General features: G+C 71.9%; 14 protein-coding genes. 8 read left to right on the plus strand and 6 right to left on the minus strand.

Features of this window, described 5'->3' with window-relative positions; translation table 11 throughout:
* Positions 1 to 39: 39 nt before the first annotated feature.
* Entirely contained in the window at positions 40 to 966 is a 927-nt protein-coding gene (locus NAG42_RS28275; RefSeq protein ID WP_250034821.1) for a helix-turn-helix transcriptional regulator, read from the plus strand.
* Between the two features lie 7 nt (positions 967 to 973).
* A complete protein-coding gene (locus NAG42_RS28280) occupies positions 974 to 1723 on the plus strand; it encodes a PIG-L deacetylase family protein (protein WP_250034822.1) in 750 nt (249 codons plus the stop codon).
* On the opposite strand, the gene NAG42_RS28285 is transcribed toward NAG42_RS28280, so the two are convergent.
* On the minus strand, positions 1717 to 2370 hold the full coding sequence (locus NAG42_RS28285) for a cupin domain-containing protein (RefSeq protein WP_250034823.1): 654 nt from the start codon (positions 2368 to 2370) through the stop codon (positions 1717 to 1719). The two genes, NAG42_RS28280 and NAG42_RS28285, sit on opposite strands and share 7 nt — an antisense overlap.
* A gap of 122 nt (positions 2371 to 2492) precedes the next feature.
* Here NAG42_RS28285 and NAG42_RS28290 point away from each other — a divergent pair, with 122 nt between their 5' ends.
* Positions 2493 to 2993, plus strand: a complete 501-nt coding sequence (locus tag NAG42_RS28290) for a hypothetical protein (protein WP_250034824.1) — start codon at positions 2493 to 2495, stop codon at positions 2991 to 2993.
* A 68-nt stretch (positions 2994 to 3061) separates the two neighbouring features.
* Here the strand turns inward: NAG42_RS28290 and NAG42_RS28295 are convergent, their stop codons facing one another.
* Positions 3062 to 3505 (minus strand): hypothetical protein, encoded by a 444-nt coding sequence (locus NAG42_RS28295; protein WP_250034825.1) that lies wholly within the window; start codon positions 3503 to 3505, stop codon positions 3062 to 3064.
* Between the two features lie 45 nt (positions 3506 to 3550).
* Positions 3551 to 3991 carry a MarR family winged helix-turn-helix transcriptional regulator gene (locus tag NAG42_RS28300; RefSeq protein ID WP_250034826.1) on the minus strand — a complete coding sequence of 147 codons (441 nt, stop codon included), beginning with the start codon at positions 3989 to 3991 and terminating at the stop codon, positions 3551 to 3553.
* A 144-nt stretch (positions 3992 to 4135) separates the two neighbouring features.
* Between NAG42_RS28300 and NAG42_RS28305 the strand changes: the two genes are divergently transcribed.
* Positions 4136 to 4651: a DUF1440 domain-containing protein gene (locus NAG42_RS28305; protein WP_250034827.1), complete on the plus strand. Its 516-nt coding sequence runs from the start codon at positions 4136 to 4138 to the stop codon at positions 4649 to 4651.
* A gap of 31 nt (positions 4652 to 4682) precedes the next feature.
* Here NAG42_RS28305 and NAG42_RS28310 read toward each other — a convergent pair whose 3' ends face one another.
* Positions 4683 to 5375, minus strand: a complete 693-nt coding sequence (locus NAG42_RS28310) for a response regulator (RefSeq protein ID WP_250034828.1) — start codon at positions 5373 to 5375, stop codon at positions 4683 to 4685.
* Entirely contained in the window at positions 5372 to 6904 is a 1533-nt protein-coding gene (locus NAG42_RS28315; protein ID WP_250034829.1) for a sensor histidine kinase, read from the minus strand. The genes NAG42_RS28310 and NAG42_RS28315 overlap by 4 nt, the downstream gene beginning before the upstream one ends.
* 80 nt (positions 6905 to 6984) lie before the next feature.
* Here NAG42_RS28315 and NAG42_RS28320 point away from each other — a divergent pair, with 80 nt between their 5' ends.
* From NAG42_RS28320 to NAG42_RS28335, 4 genes are all read left to right on the plus strand, one after another.
* Positions 6985 to 8406 (plus strand): cation:dicarboxylate symporter family transporter, encoded by a 1422-nt coding sequence (locus NAG42_RS28320; protein WP_250034830.1) that lies wholly within the window; start codon positions 6985 to 6987, stop codon positions 8404 to 8406.
* Between the two features lie 76 nt (positions 8407 to 8482).
* Positions 8483 to 10252 carry a serine/threonine-protein kinase gene (locus NAG42_RS28325; protein WP_250034831.1) on the plus strand — a complete coding sequence of 590 codons (1770 nt, stop codon included), beginning with the start codon at positions 8483 to 8485 and terminating at the stop codon, positions 10250 to 10252.
* 408 nt (positions 10253 to 10660) lie between these two features.
* On the plus strand, positions 10661 to 11080 hold the full coding sequence (locus NAG42_RS28330; RefSeq protein ID WP_250034832.1) for an RIP homotypic interaction motif-containing protein: 420 nt from the start codon (positions 10661 to 10663) through the stop codon (positions 11078 to 11080).
* Positions 11080 to 13209 (plus strand): tetratricopeptide repeat protein, encoded by a 2130-nt coding sequence (locus NAG42_RS28335; RefSeq protein WP_250034833.1) that lies wholly within the window; start codon positions 11080 to 11082, stop codon positions 13207 to 13209. The genes NAG42_RS28330 and NAG42_RS28335 overlap by 1 nt, the downstream gene beginning before the upstream one ends.
* Here the strand turns inward: NAG42_RS28335 and NAG42_RS28340 are convergent.
* Complete coding sequence (locus NAG42_RS28340) at positions 13154 to 16654, minus strand: PAS domain-containing hybrid sensor histidine kinase/response regulator (RefSeq protein ID WP_250034834.1); 3501 nt, start codon at positions 16652 to 16654, stop codon at positions 13154 to 13156. The genes NAG42_RS28335 and NAG42_RS28340 overlap by 56 nt on opposite strands.
* Between the last annotated feature and the right edge of the window lie 2 nt (positions 16655 to 16656).

Below are 16656 nucleotides of genomic sequence, written 5' to 3' on the forward strand. Positions count from 1 at the left end.
GGACAGGATCGGTCCGCTATCTCTGAAAGACTGACGACCGTGGAGGAGCGGGGCACGACCGAGCGTGTCCTGGCCCTGCTCGGCCTGTTGCAGCAGCGCCGGGTGTGGACCGGCCCGGAGCTCGCCGACCGGCTCGGCGTCACCACCCGCACGGTTCGCCGCGACGTCGAGCGGCTGCGCACCCTCGGCTATCCGGTGCATGCCGGTCAGGGCGTCGGCGGCGGTTACCAGCTCGGCGCCGGCCAGGACCTGCCGCCGCTGCTGCTCGACGACGAAGAGGCCATCGCCACCGCGGTCGCCCTGCTGGCCGGCGCGGAGAGCGGTGAAGCCACGTTGCGCGCACTGACCAAGCTGGACCGGGTCCTGCCGGCCCGGCTGCGCCACGAGGTCCGGGCGCTGGCCGGTTCGGTCGAGTCGTTCGGTGGTGGCCGCCCGCCCGTGGACTCCGAGGTGCTGATGACGCTGGCCCGCGCCTGCCGCGACGAAGTGGAGGTGGAGTTCACCTACCGCGAGCGCCGGCGGGTCGAGCCCTACCGCCTGGTCGCCTCCGACCGCCGGTGGTATCTGCTCGCGTACGACCTCGGCCGCGACGACTGGCGCACCTTCCGCCTCGACCGGATGAGCGAGCTGACCGCGCGGACGTGGCGCTTTCGCCGGCGTGAAGCCCCTGATGCGGCCGAGTACGTGCAGGAGAGTGTGTCCAGTCGGGTGTATCGCCATCAGGCGCGCTTTCTCGTGCAGGCGCCGGCCGAGACGGTCCGCGCGCAGATCCCGGCGGCCGCCGCGGTGGTCCGGGAGCGCGGGCCGGACTGCGAGGTGGTCAGCGGCGCCGGCCACCTGGACTTCATCCTGATGCACATGGTGCTGCTCGGCCACGCGTTCCAGGTCCTCGATCCGCCCGAGATGCGCGATCGCTGTCGTGTTCTGGCCGACCGCCTTCGCGCGGCCGGCCGGTCCGGCGGATGATGAGCCGATGACCGATGACGTTCAGTGGCAGCCGGTTGACGAGGACTGGCAGAGGGGGCTGGCCATCGTGGCCCACCCCGACGACCTGGAGTTCGGCGCCGCGGCGGCCGTCGCCCGCTGGACCGCCCAGGGCAAGGACATCGTGTATGTGCTGCTCACCAGCGGCGAGGCGGGCATCGACGGCCTGGACCCGGACGAGGCCGGCCCGGTCCGTGAGGTGGAGCAGCGGGCCTCGGCCGCCATCGTCGGCGTCGAGCGGGTGGAGTTCCTCGGGCTGCCCGACGGCGTCCTGGAGTACGGCGTGCCGCTGCGCGCCGTTCTGTCCCGGGCGATCCGCGTGCACCGCCCCGAGATCGTGATCACGAACAACTTCCGCGACAGCTGGGATCCGGACGGCGCCGCGCTCAACATGGCCGACCACATCGTCACCGGCCGGGCCACCCTCGACGCGGTACGCGACGCCGCCAACCGCTGGGTGTTCCGCGACCAGATCGAGGGTGAGGGCCTGGAGAAGTGGGGCGGGGTGCGCCAGGTCTGGGCGGCCGGCTCCCCGCGATCCCGGCACGGCGCCGACACCACCGACACGTTCGATCTGGGCATCCGCTCCCTCGAAGCGCACGGCGCCTATCTGCGCGGCCTGGGCTCCGGCGACTTCGACGCCGAGGAGTTCCTCGAAGGCTTCGCCCGCCAGAGCGGCGGCCGCCTGGGCACCAAGTACGCCACCGGCTTCGAGGTCTTCCGCCTCGACCTCTACTGAGGCTGAGACGCAGGCTGAGCCAGGTAACTGAGCTCGAGCACGAACCACTCACCCGGGCCGGTCAGCGTCAGCGGCCCGCCCGGGTGGAACGACACGCCACCACCCGCCCCCGGCTCCAGCGACGCGACAACGTGCGGCAGATCCGCGAGATCCAGCTTGCGGGCGTCCTGGACGACAACCGTCCACACGCCGACCTGCGGATGCCGGATCACCGGAAGGCGGCCGTCGGGCAGCTCCGGCCCCGGCCGCTGCCCGGCCACGCTCCGATCGCCCGGCCCGATGTCGGCCGGCGACGGCAGGTTCTCCCCGAGGTCCTTCAACTCGACGAGCCGGTTCTGATAGAACTGCTCCCCGATATTGGTGAGCCGGTGCACGGGCGACAGCGGGCGATAGACCGACCCGCCCCGATACTCGTTCAGGAAACGCGGCTCGCTGCCGTCCAGCCAGTCCATCCGAGCCGCCGACCCGGCCAGGCTGAGGACGACGTACGGGTTGTGGTGCAGATGCCAGGGGTGGGTCTCACCGGGCTGCAATGCCACATCCCACACCCGCACCACCGGGTTGTCGAGGAGCACGCTCTGCCCCACGTCGTCGAGCACGATCTCGTCGCCGGCCGGGGAGTGCACGATCTGACCCTTCACGGCCATCACCCCACCATCCGGTCCGGTCGATGTCAAAACTCTTTCGTGGAGGTCGTGAACCCGTCCCGGGCCCGGCCCGTGGTGGCGGTGTCAGCGTCGCAGGGACGCTGAGGATCGAGGGAACCGCCATGAAGAAGACCACCGCCCGCGTCGTCGCCGGCGCGGTCGCCGCCGCCCTGGCCGGCACCGTCGTGCTGGCCGGCACCCCGGCTCAGGCCGCGTCGACCGGCTACTACTACTCGGGCGACGACACCGTCCAGATCGTCGAGAACTTCGTGAGTGCCGCCGCGGTGGGCCGCGTGGCCTGCGGCATCGACGACCTGACCAAGAAGGCCAAGAAGTACAGGGGCCGCCCCGGCCTGCCCGGCATCGCCGCCCTGTCGAGCGACATCAGCGCCCGCACGGCCGGCACCAACGAGATGTGCAAGCTGGGCAAGCAGATGTTGCTCGCCGCGGCGGCCACCGCGGCCACCGACCTGGCCACCGGCCAGGTCTACATCGAGGACGCCTCCACGAAGGACGAGTGCGGCTACATCAGCCAGAAGTACACCTACACCTACTACATCGGCCCTTCGCCGTCGGAGACCCTCAAGTTCTCCGGCAGCGTGAAGGTCCCGTGCGGCCTCTGAGCTGAACTGAGCCGCACGGTGACGCGGCGGACCGGTACGCCGCGTCATCGGGCCTCACCAGGATTGCCTCAGAGTTCGTCGCAGGTGTTGCGCACATCGACGACGAGTTGCTCCACCCGGTCGAAGTCGAACGACACGACGGCCTGCTGCACCTGCTGAGCCTGGGTGGCGAGGGTGCCGTATCCGGCGTCGCGTTCACCCGCGGCCTGAGCCAGCGCGATGGCCCCGCCCAGCTGATAGGTGTTGGCCTCGGTGACGGTCTCGCGTGACCAGTCGTCCGGCACCCGGGCGAACACCCCGCAGGCCGCTGCCGCGTCCTCGGCCCCGTCGTCGTCCCCGCGGCTCCCGGCGAACGAGCTGGCCGCCCACAGGATCCCGACCACGAGCGCGCCGATGACCACCCCCGCCACGCCGGCCAGCAACCAGGGCCGCGACGGCCTCGGCGCCGCCTCGGGCGCGGCCTCCGGCGGGACGGTCGGTGGCGGGAAGTGCTCGGGCTGCGGCGTCGTCATGACCCGAAGAATCCCACATGATCCGGACAGTGATCGCCCGGAGGGTCATCTCGCCCGGGGCGGGAGCAGCCGATCCAGGGCATTGCTGAGGGCGGCGCGCTCGGCGGCGGGGAGGCCGGCGACGATCTCCCGGTCGAGTTGCGCCGCCACCTCGGTCGCGGACTCGAGCAGCCGCAACCCGGCGTCGGTCAGGCGCAGGCTCTGCCGGCGGCGGTCGGCCGGATCCCGTACGCGGTGAAGTGCGCCCAGCCCCTCCAGGTGATCCGCCAGCAGGACCACCAGGCTGGGGGCCACGCCCAGCAGCCGGGCCAGCTCCATCTGCGACTCGGCGCCGTGCAGGCGCAGCACGCAGAGCAGCGCCACATGCTTGGGCTTGAGATCGAGATCGGTCAGCCGCGCCGAGTAGAGCGCGTCCTGGGCGACCCCCAGCAGGCCCAGCCGGAACGAGACCGTCCCCATCGGAGTCGCCGGCTTCTCGGTTGCCATGAGTACACCATAGACGCGCCGAATCATTCATACATTGCACGGTTTTCGGTGGTTGAGACGCGTGGCACCCCCGGGTGTTCCACGGGCGCGATTCGGGCGATCAAGGGGCAGGCTGAGGGCACCAGGACGAAGAAGGGACGACCCATGACCCGTACGACTCCTCTCGGCGCCGTCATCCGGGGCCTCGTCGCCGGCACGGTCGGCACCCTCGCCATGGACACGCTGCTCTACTGGCGCTATCGGCGTGGCGGTGGAAAGGACGGCTTCCTCACCTGGGAGTTCTCGTCGACCGTGCGGACGTGGGACGACGCCCCGGCCCCGGCCCAGGTCGGCCGGCGCCTGTTCGAGGGCCTGTTCCAGCGCAAGCTCCCGGACAGTCGAGCCGCGCTGGTCAACAACGTCATGCACTGGGGCTACGGCATCGCCAACGGCGCCGCCTACGGGCTCCTGGCCGGGTCGGCTCCGAAACCGCGGGTCGCCTACGGCCCGCCGTTCGGCGCCGGCGTCTGGCTCACCGGTTATGCCGTGCTCCCGCCCGCCGGCCTCTACAAACCGATCTACGAGTACGACCGGGTGACGCTGGCCAAGGACCTCAGCGCGCACCTCGTCTTCGGCACCACGACCGCCGCCACGTTCGCCGCCGTCCAGCCGCGCGGCTGACGTCGCGGGTCAGCCCGGCTGACCTGGCCGGTCAGCCCGGCGGCCGGCGGCGGTATTCGACCTCGGGACGGCCGGGCCCGCCGTACCGGGGGTTCCGCGCGACCTGCCCCGTCCCGGCCAGATGCTCCAGGTAACGCCGCGCGGTCACCCGGGACGCTCCCATCCGCGCGGCGACCTCGGCCGCCGACAGCCCGGCCGCGTCCCCGGCCCCGCGCAGCACGCCCAGCACCAGGTCGAGCGTGCCCTGGTCGAGACCCTTGGGCAGCGAGTCGGGGGAGGAGCCGCGCAACGTGGCCAGCGCCCGGTCGATCTCGTGCTGCGCCGCCACCGGCTCGACGCCGAGCATCTGGGCGCGATACCGGGCGTACGAGAGAAGCTTCTCCCGGAAGGTGGCGAACGTGAACGGCTTGAGCAGGTAGTGCGTCACGCCCAGCGACACCGCCGAGCGCACCACGGCCAGGTCGCGGGCCGACGTCACGACGAGCACGTCGGTGCCGATTCCGGAGGCGCGCAGGGCCCGGGTCAGCTCGAGGCCGAACATGTCGGGCAGATTGAGGTCGAGCAGCACCAGGTCGACCGGCATCGCGCGCAACGTGGCCATCGCCCGCTGCGCGGTGTGCGCGACGGCGGCCACCTCGAAACCGTCGACCCTTCCCGCGTACGCGGCGTGGGCCTCCGCGATGAGCGGCTCGTCCTCGACGACGAGCACCCGGATGGCCGTCACGGGCGCACCGGAAGCCGTACGGAGATCAACGCGCCCCCGCCCGCGGCCGTCGCCACCTCGATGCCCCCGCCGTGCCGATCCACCACCTGCCTGACCAGCGCCAGCCCCAGCCCGCGGCCCGCCGCCTTGGTCGACCAACCCCGCTGGAAGGCCTCGGGCGAGGCCAGGCCGGGCCCGGTGTCACCCACCCGCACGAGAACCTCCCCGTCCGACTCGACCACCAGCACGGTCACCTCCCGCGGCGGCTCGGTGCCGGCCACCGCCTCCAGCGCGTTGTCGACCAGGTTGCCGACGACGGTGAGCAGATCGCGACCGGGCAGCGGGGTGCGGCCGAGCCGGGAAGCATCGTCCACCACCAGTTGCACACCGCGCTCGGCGGCCTGCGCCGACTTGCCCAGCAGCAGGGCGGCCAGCGCCGGCTCGCTGAGTGCGCCCACCACCTGATCGGTGAGCTGCTGGGCCACCTCGAGCTCGGCCGTGGCCAGGCGCACGGCCTCCTCGGTGCGGCCCAGCTCGACCATCGTGAGCACGGTGTGCAGGCGGTTCGCGGCCTCGTGGGCCTGCGAGCGCAGCGCCTCGGTCAGCCCGCGGACGGAGTCGAGCTCGCCGGTCAGCGCGCGCAGCTCGGTGTGGTCGCGCAGGGTGAGCACCGTCCCGACCGTCTGGCCCTCCGAGCGGATCACCCGCTGGTTGGCGACCAGGATGCGGTCGCCGGCCGGCACCGGCTCGTCCTCGACGGCAGTTTTCGCGGCGAGCAGGTCGCTGATCTCGGGCGGCAGCTCACCGTCACCCAGGAGTCGTCGCCCCTCGTCGTTGACCAGCGTCACGGTGCCGGCCCGGTCGGCCACCACCAGGCCCTCGCGCACCGAGTGGAGCACCGCGTCGTGATACTCGTACATCCGGGTCATCTCGGCCGGGCCGAGGCCGTGTGTCTGGCGGCGCAGGCGACGGCTGAGCAGCCACGACCCGGCCGCCGCGAGCAGCAGGGCGAGCGCCGTCGGGACGGCCACGGCCGGCGTGCGGGCCAGCAGCTTCTGGTTGATCGCCTCGGTGGTGATGCCGACCGACACCAGCGCGATCACCACACCGTCGCCGTCCCGCACCGGCACCACCGTGCGCACCGACTCACCGAGGGTGCCGACGCTCGTCTCGATCACCGTGCCGCCGTCGAGCGCGCCCTGGATCGTCCCGATGAACCTCTGGCCGATCAGGTCGGGCCGGGTGTGCGTGAAGCGGGTGCGATCGGTCGCCATGACCACGATGAAGTCGGTGCGCGTGGCGTCGCGGACGCTTTCGGTGTACGGCTGCAGCACCTTCGACGGATCGGTGCCGCGCACCGCGTCGACGACCATCGGGTTGTTCGCGACCGCCTGGGCGATCCCCTCGACCTGACCGATGGCCGCCTGCTCGGCGTCGTCCCGGGCCAGCAGCACCGCCCCGGTCGTGCCGATCGCCACCAGCGCCGTCACGACCAGCACCTGCAGGACGAAGAGCCGGCCCGCGATGCTCCAGCTTCGAGTCAACGGCATGTGTCCGTCTCAGTTCCTCGCGGTAAACAGAATGAACTCAATCTCGCCCTCGATGTGAGACGCAGGACACAGTCTGCGGCATGGACACCCAGAGCCCCAGCCCGCGGGTCAAACGGGACAGGACGCATTACCTCTACCTGGCGGTGATCGCGGCAGTCGTGGCCGGCATCGTGCTCGGCCTCGCGGTTCCGGATGTCGCCAAGGAGCTCAAGCCGATCGGCACCGGCTTCGTCAACCTGATCAAGATGATGATCGCCCCGGTCATCTTCTGCACGATCGTGCTCGGTGTCGGCTCGATCCGGCAGGCGGCCAAGGTCGGCCGGGTCGGTGGCCTGGCCCTCGGCTACTTCCTCATCATGTCGACCGTGGCGCTGGCCATCGGCCTGGTCGTCGGCAACATCATCCACCCGGGGGCCGGGCTGCACCTGGACGCGGCGGCCGCCGCGGCCGGGCAGAAGCAGGCCGGCGGGGCGGCCGACGAGAGCCTGGCCGACTTCGTCCTCGGCATCATCCCCAACAGCCTGCTCTCCTCGCTGACCGACGGCGAGGTGCTGGAGACGCTGCTCGTGGCGCTGCTGGTCGGCTTCGCGGTGCAGGGCATGGGCCGCCGCGGTGAGCCCGTGCTGCGGGCCATCTCGACGATCCAGCGGCTGGTCTTCAAGATCCTCGCCATGATCATGTGGCTGGCCCCGATCGGCGCGTTCGGCGCGATCGCGGCGGTGGTCGGCGAGACCGGCGTCGACGCGCTCAAGAGCCTGGCCCAGATCATGTTCGGCTTCTACGTGACCTGCGCGATCTTCGTCTTCGTCATCCTGGCCGCGATCCTCTGGGTGTTCGCCCGGATGAACATCTTCTCGCTGCTCAAGTACCTCGGCCGCGAGTTCCTGCTGATCCTGTCGACCTCGTCGTCGGAGTCGGCGCTGCCGCGGCTCATCGCGAAGATGGAGCACCTGGGCGTGAGCAAGCCGGTCGTCGGCATCACCGTCCCGACCGGCTACTCCTTCAACCTCGACGGCACGGCGATCTATCTGACGATGGCGTCGTTGTTCATCGCCGAGGCGCTCGACCAGCCGCTCAGCGTCGGCGAGCAGATCTCGCTGCTGGTCTTCATGGTCATCGCCTCCAAGGGCGCGGCCGGCATCACCGGCGCCGGCCTGGCCACGCTGGCCGGCGGCCTGCAGAGCCACCGTCCCGAGCTGGTCGACGGCGTCGGGCTGATCGTCGGCATCGACCGGTTCATGTCCGAGGCCCGGGCGCTGACCAACTTCGCCGGCAACGCCGTGGCCACCGTCCTGGTCGGCACCTGGACCAACGAGATCGACCGCGACAAGACCCGGGCCGTGCTCTCCGGTCAGGACCCGTTCGACGAGGCCACGATGCTCGACCGGGACTCGGACGAAGGCACCGAGCCGGCGCCCACCGGCACCGAGCCGGCGCCCACCGGCACCGAGCCGGCGCCAGCCGGCGCCACGGCCCAGCCGGCGCCGGCCGCCAAGGCCTGACCCGGTCCGGCCCGGCCGTCCCCGCTCCCGGAGACGGCCGGGCCGGGCCCTTGGTGGTCTTGAGTAGCATGTCCGGGTGCTGTCCCCGGGAACCATGCTCAACGACCGTTACCGCCTGACCCAGCGGATCGCCGCCGGTGGCATGGGTGAGGTCTGGCGCGGCGAGGACCTCATGCTCCACCGGCCGATCGCCGTCAAGACGATCCTGCCCGCGCTGATGGCCGACCGCGAGTTCCTCACCCGCTTCCGCACCGAGGCCCGGATGATGGCCGCGCTGCGCCACCCGGGCATCGTGCAGGTCTACGACTACGGCGAGAACGCCCAGGTGGGCGGGTCCACCGGCGTCGACTACCTGGTGATGGAGTTCATCGAGGGCATCTCGCTGGCCAAGCGCATCGAGCAGGTGGGCCGGCTGAGCCCCGGCGAGACGATGACGATCGTGGCCCAGGTGGCCGACGCCCTGCAGGTGGCTCACGAGGCGGGCATCGTGCACCGCGACGTCAAGCCGGCCAACCTTCTGGTCCGGCGTAACGGCGCCATCGTGCTGGTCGACTTCGGGGTCGCCCGCTCCGCCGCCGGGGCCGGGCTGACCGGGACCAACGTGGTGCTCGGCTCGGTCAACTACATGGCCCCCGAGCAGGCCGAGGCCCGCCCGATCTCGCCGCAGACCGATGTCTACGCCCTGGGCGCCGTCGCCTACTGCTGCCTGACCGGCCGCCCGCCCTACGTCGGCGACAACCCGCTGCAGGTCATGTCCCAGCTGGTCTATGGCGACCTGCCCGCGCTGCCCGCTGACGTGCCGCCGCCGGTGGCCGCCCTGGTGCTGCGCGCGCTGGCCAAGGAGCCGTCCCAGCGTTTCTCCAGCGCGGCCGAGATGGCGTCGGCCGCCCGCTCACCGGGCCGCCCGCCGACCGGCCAGTTCACCCGGCCCGGCCCCCAGGCCACCCGGCCCGGCCCGCAGGCCACCCGGCCCTACCACCAGCCCGGCCCCGGCACGTCCGGGCGCATGGCGGCGCCCTTCCCGGCCGCCGGCACGGCACCGATGACCGGTTCGGCCCGGCCCGCGCCGGCCGGGTCCGGCGGTTTCCAGGCGGGCCGGGCGTCGGCCTCGGTGCCGCAGCCGCCGTCCTATGCCACGTCGTCCGGGCGGATGCCCGCCGCCGGCTCGGCCGCGATCCCGCTGCCCGGGGCCGGGGTGGCCGGGTCCGGTCGGGGCGGCCCGGGCGCCGGGGCCGCCCCCAAGCGCCGCCGCAATGTCGCGCTCCTCTCGGCCATCGCGGCCGTGGTGGTCGGCCTGGGCGGCATCGGGGTGGCGTACGCGATGTCGGACGGCAACGGCACAACGGACACGCCCGACGACGTGGTCGCCGGAGCCTCCAGCCCGTCGCCCAAGACGACCAAGTCCCGCAAACCGGCCTCGGGCACGCGCACCAAGACCCCCAAGGCCGACCCGACCACGCCGACCGAGTCGCCCGAGCCGGAGCCGAGCGAGACCGTCACCAAGAACCCGTTCACCGCCGAGCAGCTCTGCGGCGACGACTTCCAGGTGGTCAAGCAGGCCAAGGTGCGCGACGACGAGGGTGAGCTGCTCGGCCAGGTCTACCTGCTGTCGTTCAACGAGGGCGAGCTGACCTGCACGGTCACCCTGCGCGAGACCGGCGACGGCAAGAAGGTCGCCATGTCGGCCTACCTCGAGCTCGACGGGCAGCCGCGGGAGGAGGACAAGCGCCGCGACGAGTTCTCGGCCGGCGCGGTCCGGCTCGGCCCGGTGGTCGACGGCGCCTGCCTCAAGTGGGGCGGTTCGATCGACGGCGTCGACTACGACGGCCAGCAGTGCGACGACTGAGGCCGCGGTGGGCCACTCCGAAACGGCCACGCTGAGCTGGATGGCCTGCTGAGCCGACGACCACACCAACGGGGCCTTCCAGCTGGGCCTCAACGGCGCCGAGCTCTGGCACTCGGGCCCACCGCCGCCCGGGCACAGCCTCTATGTGCACGTCAGCCGCGAGGAGCAGGCACACGCGCTGGCCGGGGCGGTCGGCGGCCGGGTGCTCGGCGAGGGCGCCACCGGCTGGTGAGCTCCGGGGCGTCACCGGCCCGCCCCGGCCCGGCGCCCACACCGTCGAGCTGACCTCCACGATGGCCGGCACCCCAGGCGTGGAAACGGCCGAGACTGTCGCCGTGACTGTCCGGAGATGGCGCGATCCTGCTATACCTGCCGATGACGGTCGGATGTAGCGGGACGGTGACTGTGATGGATCTGGGCGAACTGTCGACCTCAGTGGTTCCCTTTGTGGCCGCGGCGGCCTCGGCCTACGGCGGTGCCGTGGTGCAGCGGGCCACCGACACGGCGGTGGACAGCGGTGCCGACGCCACGGTGAGCTGGGGGCGGCGCCTGCTGGGCCGTCTGATCGCGTCGCGCCGGGGCGACCAGGTGACCTCGGCCGTCGAGGATCTGGCCGAGGACCCGGCCGACGAGACCTCGCTGACCCTGGTCCGGGCCCAGGTGCTCAAGGCCCTGACGGACGACCCGGCCCTGGCCGCCGAGATCGAGGCCATGCTCCGCGAGGCTCCCACCCCCGGCGACCGCTACACCATCACGGTGACCAACAGCCACGGCTTCCAGATCGGCTCCCACAACGTGCAGACGAACGTGTCCCGTCCGCAACACTGATGGGCGAGGTCTCCGGCAGCCGGGCCTTCCAGATCGGCTCGCACAACGTCCAGACCAACGTCGACCTCGACGCCGGATCCCTGCCGCCACCGCAGCGCCCGGGCCGGGCGGGAACGGCGCCGCACAACCTGCCTCCGGCGTCGGCCGTCTTCGAGGGCCGCGATCTGACCGAGCTCGGCACGTTGCTCGGCGAACTCGAAGGCGACGCCGAGGGCGGCGTGGTGGCGGCCCAGGCCGCGGTGCACGGGCTGGGCGGGACCGGCAAGAGCGAGTTGGCCAATCAGTACGCCCGGGCCCACCTCGACCGCTACGACCTGGTCTGGTGGATCACCGCCGAGACCCGGCAGTCGGTCGGCCTCGGTCTGGCCGCGCTGACCGCCCGCCTGCACCCGGTGGCCACTCTGGCCGACGCGCAGGAGTGGGCCGTGGGCTGGTTGCAGTCGAACACAGGCTGGCTCCTGGTGCTCGACAACGTCGACGACGTGGCCGCGGTCACCGGCCTGCTCGGCCTGGTCGCCGGGCGTGGCCGGATCGTGGTCACCACCCGCCGCGATCCCGGCGCGGCCGGCTGGCGCAAGCTCGGCCTCGCACCGCTGCGGCTGGACGTGCTCGACCGGCCCGCCAGCGTCCGTCTCCTGCTGGAGCTGACCGGTTCCGACGACGACGCCGGCGCGGACGTGCTGGCCGGCGCGCTCGGTGACCTGCCGCTCGGCCTCCAGCAGGCCGCCGCCTATGTGAGCCGGCACGACGGGATGACCTTCGACGACTACGTCACCTTGTTGACCGAAGAGTTCGACCGGGCGGCGTTGCACAGAGCCGAGGGCGACGACGACCAGAGGACGATCGCTGCCGTGTGGACAGTGACTATGGCCTCGGTCGCCGCGCGGAGTCCGCTGGCCGCGAAGGTGCTGGACGTGCTGGCCTGGCTCGCCGCCGACCCGTTGCCCAAGACGGTGCTCGAGCCGCTGGCCACGAGTGATCGTGACCTGGACGACGCTCTGGCCCTGCTGGCGTCGTACTCGATGATCGCGCGCCGATCCGGGGCGGTGACGGTGCACCGCTTGGTGCAGGCTGTCACCCGCGCAGCCGCCGCGACAGCCGGGAGCTCCGGCGTGGATCGGGACGCGGCAATCAAGTGCTTGGTCACAGCCATGCCGCCTGAGCCCGCCACCAACGTTGCCGGGTGGTCGATGTGGGCGGCACTGCTCCCGCATGTCGAGGCGGTCGGCGGTTACCTTCCGGCCGGCCACCGCTCCGCAGTGGCGCTGAAGCTTCAAGACCGTGCCGCCACTTACCAGCAGTATCAGGGCAACGGGACCTCGGCCGTCGCGACCTTCGAGCGGGTACTCCTCGATACCGAGCGACTCTTCGGCGCGGAGAATCGGAATACTCTCGCCGCGCGGTCGAATCTCGCTTTCGCCTACGTGGAGACCGGGCGGCTGGATGAAGCCATCGCGCTGAACGAACGCAATGTCGCCGATTGCCGGCGCCTCCTCGGTGACGACCACGCGGGAACGCTCACGGTTCTCGGGAATCTCGCGACCTGCTACTTGCGGGCCGGCGACGATGCCAAGGCACTCGAGATTCTCGAGCGTCTCGTCGTCGATCGTGAGCGGATATTCGGTGTGGACCACCGCGACACGCTCTCGGCCCGGAGCAACCTGGCAGCATCGTACGAACGGATGGGTCGCGTCCAGGAGGCATTCGCGCTTCGGGAGGAGGCTCTGGCTGACCTCGAGCGAAACTTCGGCTCGGATGATCCGGACACCCTCAAGGCCCGAGGTGGGCTCGGCGTCGCCTACTGGAAGGAGGGCCGCACCGGCGACGCGATCGTCATCTTCGAGCGGATCGTCGAGGAGAGTATGCGGGTTCTCGGCCCCGACAAGCCGGACACGCTCACCGCGCGCAGCAATCTAGGTGTCGCCTACAGCAGGACCGGACGCGTCCCCGAAGCGATCACGATCCTGGAACGGGTCCTCGACGACCTGGAGCGGGTCCGCGGTTCGGCACACCCCGACACGCTTACTGTCGTCTCGCGCCTCGCCGAAGCCCGCGCCATCGGCGCCCGTGGTTCTAGAGCTGCGGCTCCGGCTGACGTGCTCCCGCCTTCGCCGGAGGGCGCAGGATGACGTTCACCGCCGCGCGGACCGCGGCCACCTCGGGGTGCAGCGCGGCCAGCGCCTCCACGGCCGCGTCGAGGTCGCCCAGGCGGGCCTGCTCCTCCAGCACGCCGCAGGCGTCGGCCGCGCCGGCGGCGCCGATGTTGGCCATGATGCCCTTCAGCTGGTGGGCCTCGTTGCGCAGCTCCGGGGCGTCGTCCAGGGCCAGGGCCTGGCTGATCTTCTCGATGTGGTCCGGGATCCGGGCGACCATCGTGCGCAGCAGGCGCTCGATCACCGGGGCGCTCTCGGCCGGGTCGGGGCCCCGCAACTGGTCGAGGCGAGCCTCGATCTGAGCCACCACCCCGTCGCCGGCCTCCGGCGCGGGAGCGGCCCAGGTGGCCAGGGCCGCGGCCACGTCGGCCGGCACCAGGGGCTTGGCGATGTGCTCGTCCATGCCGGCTTCCAGGCAGCGGGCGCGGTCCTCGGCCAGGGCGCTCGCGGTCAGGGCGATGATCGGGACGTGGCGCTTTCCGGCCTCCTGACGGCGGATCTCGGCCGTGGCCGCGTAACCGTCCATCTCGGGCATCAGGCAGTCCATGAAGACCAGCTGGTAGTCGCGGGCGGTGGCCATCGCCACCGCCTCGCGGCCGTTGACGGCCACGTCGGCGCTGTATCCCAGGTTGGCCAGGATGCCCAGGGCCACCGTGCGGTTGATGTCGTTGTCCTCGACCAGCAGCACATGACCGCGGCCGGGCGCGGCCGGGATCGGGCCGGCCGCCGGCTCCTCCGCCGGGACCAGCACGCCGACCAGCGCGTCGTAGAGCTGGGACTGCCGCAGCGGCTTGCTGAAGGCGGCCGACACCACCTGCGGGTCGGGTTCCGAGGGCAGGCTGGTCGGGTCGTTGGTGAGCAGGATCGTCTTGGGCACCGGCGTGCCGTCGGGGGCCGGCGTGCTGACCCCGGCCGTGCGGACGTCCTGGATGACCAGGTCTATGGGGCGGCCGGTGGCGGCGGCGTCGCGCAGGATCTCGTACGCGGCCTCGCTGTCCCCGACGCCGGTGGCCTGCATCGACCAGGCCGCCAGCTGGTCGGCCAGCACGGCCCGGTCGGTCTCGTCCTTGTCGACGATGACCACCCGCAGTCCGTCCAGGGCATGGCTGGAGGCGATGTCCTTGCCCGGGCGGGCGGCCCGCAGGGTGATCGTGAACCAGAACGTGCTGCCCTGGCCCGGCTCGCTGTGCACGCCGATGTGACCGCCCATCAGTTCGACCAGGTCGCGCGAGATGGCCAGGCCCAGACCGGTGCCGCCGAACCGCCGCGTGGTGCCCGCGTCGGCCTGGGTGAAGGGCTCGAAGAGCTTCTCCTGCTCGTGGCGGTCGATGCCGATCCCGGTGTCGTGCACCTCGAACCGGACCGGCACCGCGTCGGGACCCGCCTGCTGTCCCGGGTCCGGCGTGACGGTGATCGAGACCTTCCCGTACGGGGTGAACTTGATCGCGTTGCCGGCCAGGTTCAGCAGGACCTGGCGCAGCTTGGCCGCGTCCCCGCTGACCGTGGCCGGCAGGCGCTCGTCGCAGCCGCCGGTGACCGAGACCGACCGGGCCGTGCCGGGCGGCGCCACCAGCGCGACCACGTCGTCGACCAGCCGCCGCAGCTGGAAGTTCGTGTCCTCGAGCAGCACCTTGCCCGCTTCCAGCTTGGAGAAGTCGAGCACGTCGTTGATCACGGCCAGCAGCGCCGACCCGGCCGTGCTGATCCCTTCCGCGTACCGCCGCTGCTGCTCGTCGAGGGCCGAGCCGAGCAGCAGGCCGGTCAGCCCGATGACCCCGTTCATCGGGGTGCGGATCTCGTGGCTCATCGACGCCAGGAACTGCGACTTGAGCCGGGCGGTCTCGATGGCCTGGTCGCGCGCCTGGGCCAGCGCCTGCTCGGTCTCCCGGCGGGCGCTGATGTCGCGGGCGAACGCGTGCAGCTGGGCCAGGCCGTCGTGCCGGATGCGCCACATGGTGAGCTCGACCGGCAGTTCCCGCCCGTCGTGATGCACCGCGATCATCTCGGTCGGGCGGTCGAGCAGCCACTCCCACCGGCCGTCGAGGAACCGCCGCAGCGCCTGGTGATACCTCTGCGGCAGCACCGTCCCGGCCACGTCGCGCCCGACGATCTCCTCCCGCGGCCAGCCGAAGACCTGCTCGGCCTGCCGGTTCCACTCGCGGATGATCCCGTCGGAGTCCATCGAGAAGAACGGGTCGGCCGCGGCTGACATGATCATTTCGAGCTGTTCGCGCTCGACCCGCAGCCGGTTCTCGGCCTTGACGCGGGCGGTGATGTCGTGGGCGACGGTGGACGCGCCGATGATCCGGTCCTCGTCGTCGCGCATCGGGGCCATGCTCAGCGACACCTCGATGATCCGGCCGTCCTTGCGCATCCGCCGGGTCTCGTGCTGCGGCAGCGTCTCGCCCCGGGTGACCCGGGCCAGCAGGTGCTTCTCCTCGTCGAGCCGGTCCGGCGGCAGCAGCCGGGTGACGTCGTACCCGATCATCTCCTCGGCCGTGTAGCCGTAGAGCCGCTCGGCGCCCGAGTTCCAGGTCTGGATCGTGCCGTCGAGGGCCTTGCTGACGATCGCGTCGTTCGACGACTCGACGATCGCCGCGAGCCGGGCGTTGGTGTGCCCCTGCAGGCGGCGCGCGGTGACGTCCTGGATGGCGGCCAGCACCATCGTCTTGCCCTCGGCCTGCACGGGGGAGAGGCTGACGTCGACCGGGAACTCGGTGCCGTCCTTGCGCTGAGCGGTGAGCAGCATGCCCTCGCCCATCGGCCGGGCGGTCGGGGTGGAGAAGTAGCGGTTGCGGTGCTGGACGTGGATCTTGCGGCTGGCCCCGGGGACGAGCGTCTCGATGGCCGCGCCGACCATCTCGTCGCGGCGGTAGCGGAACAGGGCCACCGCGCGGCTGTTGGCGTAGACGATCCGGCCGTCGCTGTTGACGCAGACCATCGCCTCGGGCGAGGCGTCGAGCAGGCTGCGGAACTTCCCCTCGGCCAGCCGCAGCTGGGTGACGTCGACGCCGGCGCCGAAGATCGCGTACGGGCGGCCGCGCCCGTCCCGCAGGGCGTGCAGGGTGGTCACGAACCAGCGGCCGCCGAGCTCCTCCTCGTAGGCGACGGGGCCGTTGCCGATCAGTACGTCGGTGTCGTGCCGGTGGATCTCGGCCATCGCTTCGGGCGTGTGCACCTCGTGGTCGAACCGCCCGGCCGCGTCGCCGATGCCGTGCAACCGCTCGTAGGCGGGGCTGACGATCCGGTAGCGACCGTCCAGCGTCTTGACGAAGGCGGGCGCGGCCGTCTCCTCGAGGATGGCGGCGAGGTGGATGTAGCGCTCGAGGCGGCGGCGGTTGTGGCGGCGCGCGAGGCGGCGCCCGGCCCAGATCAGGGCGCTGGTGGCGGCCGCGGCGGCGGTGACGTGTCGGCTGCTCACGG

This window comes from Paractinoplanes maris, from assembly GCF_023544465.1.
GTDB lineage: Bacteria > Actinomycetota > Actinomycetes > Mycobacteriales > Micromonosporaceae > Actinoplanes > Actinoplanes maris.

What these genes read in the sequence shown, in the direction of transcription:
- NAG42_RS28280 (WP_250034822.1), top strand. Translation starts at nt 974, where the DNA reads ATGACCGATGACGTTCAGTGGCAGCCGGTTGACGAGGACTGGCAGAGG.
- NAG42_RS28290 (WP_250034824.1), top strand. Translation starts at nt 2,493, where the DNA reads ATGAAGAAGACCACCGCCCGCGTCGTCGCCGGCGCGGTCGCCGCCGCC.
- NAG42_RS28295 (WP_250034825.1), bottom strand. Translation starts at nt 3,505, where the DNA reads ATGACGACGCCGCAGCCCGAGCACTTCCCGCCACCGACCGTCCCGCCG.
- NAG42_RS28305 (WP_250034827.1), top strand. Translation starts at nt 4,136, where the DNA reads ATGACCCGTACGACTCCTCTCGGCGCCGTCATCCGGGGCCTCGTCGCC.
- NAG42_RS28320 (WP_250034830.1), top strand. Translation starts at nt 6,985, where the DNA reads ATGGACACCCAGAGCCCCAGCCCGCGGGTCAAACGGGACAGGACGCAT.
- NAG42_RS28315 (WP_250034829.1), bottom strand. Translation starts at nt 6,904, where the DNA reads ATGCCGTTGACTCGAAGCTGGAGCATCGCGGGCCGGCTCTTCGTCCTG.
- NAG42_RS28285 (WP_250034823.1), bottom strand. Translation starts at nt 2,370, where the DNA reads ATGGCCGTGAAGGGTCAGATCGTGCACTCCCCGGCCGGCGACGAGATC.
- NAG42_RS28330 (WP_250034832.1), top strand. Translation starts at nt 10,661, where the DNA reads ATGGATCTGGGCGAACTGTCGACCTCAGTGGTTCCCTTTGTGGCCGCG.
- NAG42_RS28300 (WP_250034826.1), bottom strand. Translation starts at nt 3,991, where the DNA reads ATGGCAACCGAGAAGCCGGCGACTCCGATGGGGACGGTCTCGTTCCGG.
- NAG42_RS28335 (WP_250034833.1), top strand. Translation starts at nt 11,080, where the DNA reads ATGGGCGAGGTCTCCGGCAGCCGGGCCTTCCAGATCGGCTCGCACAAC.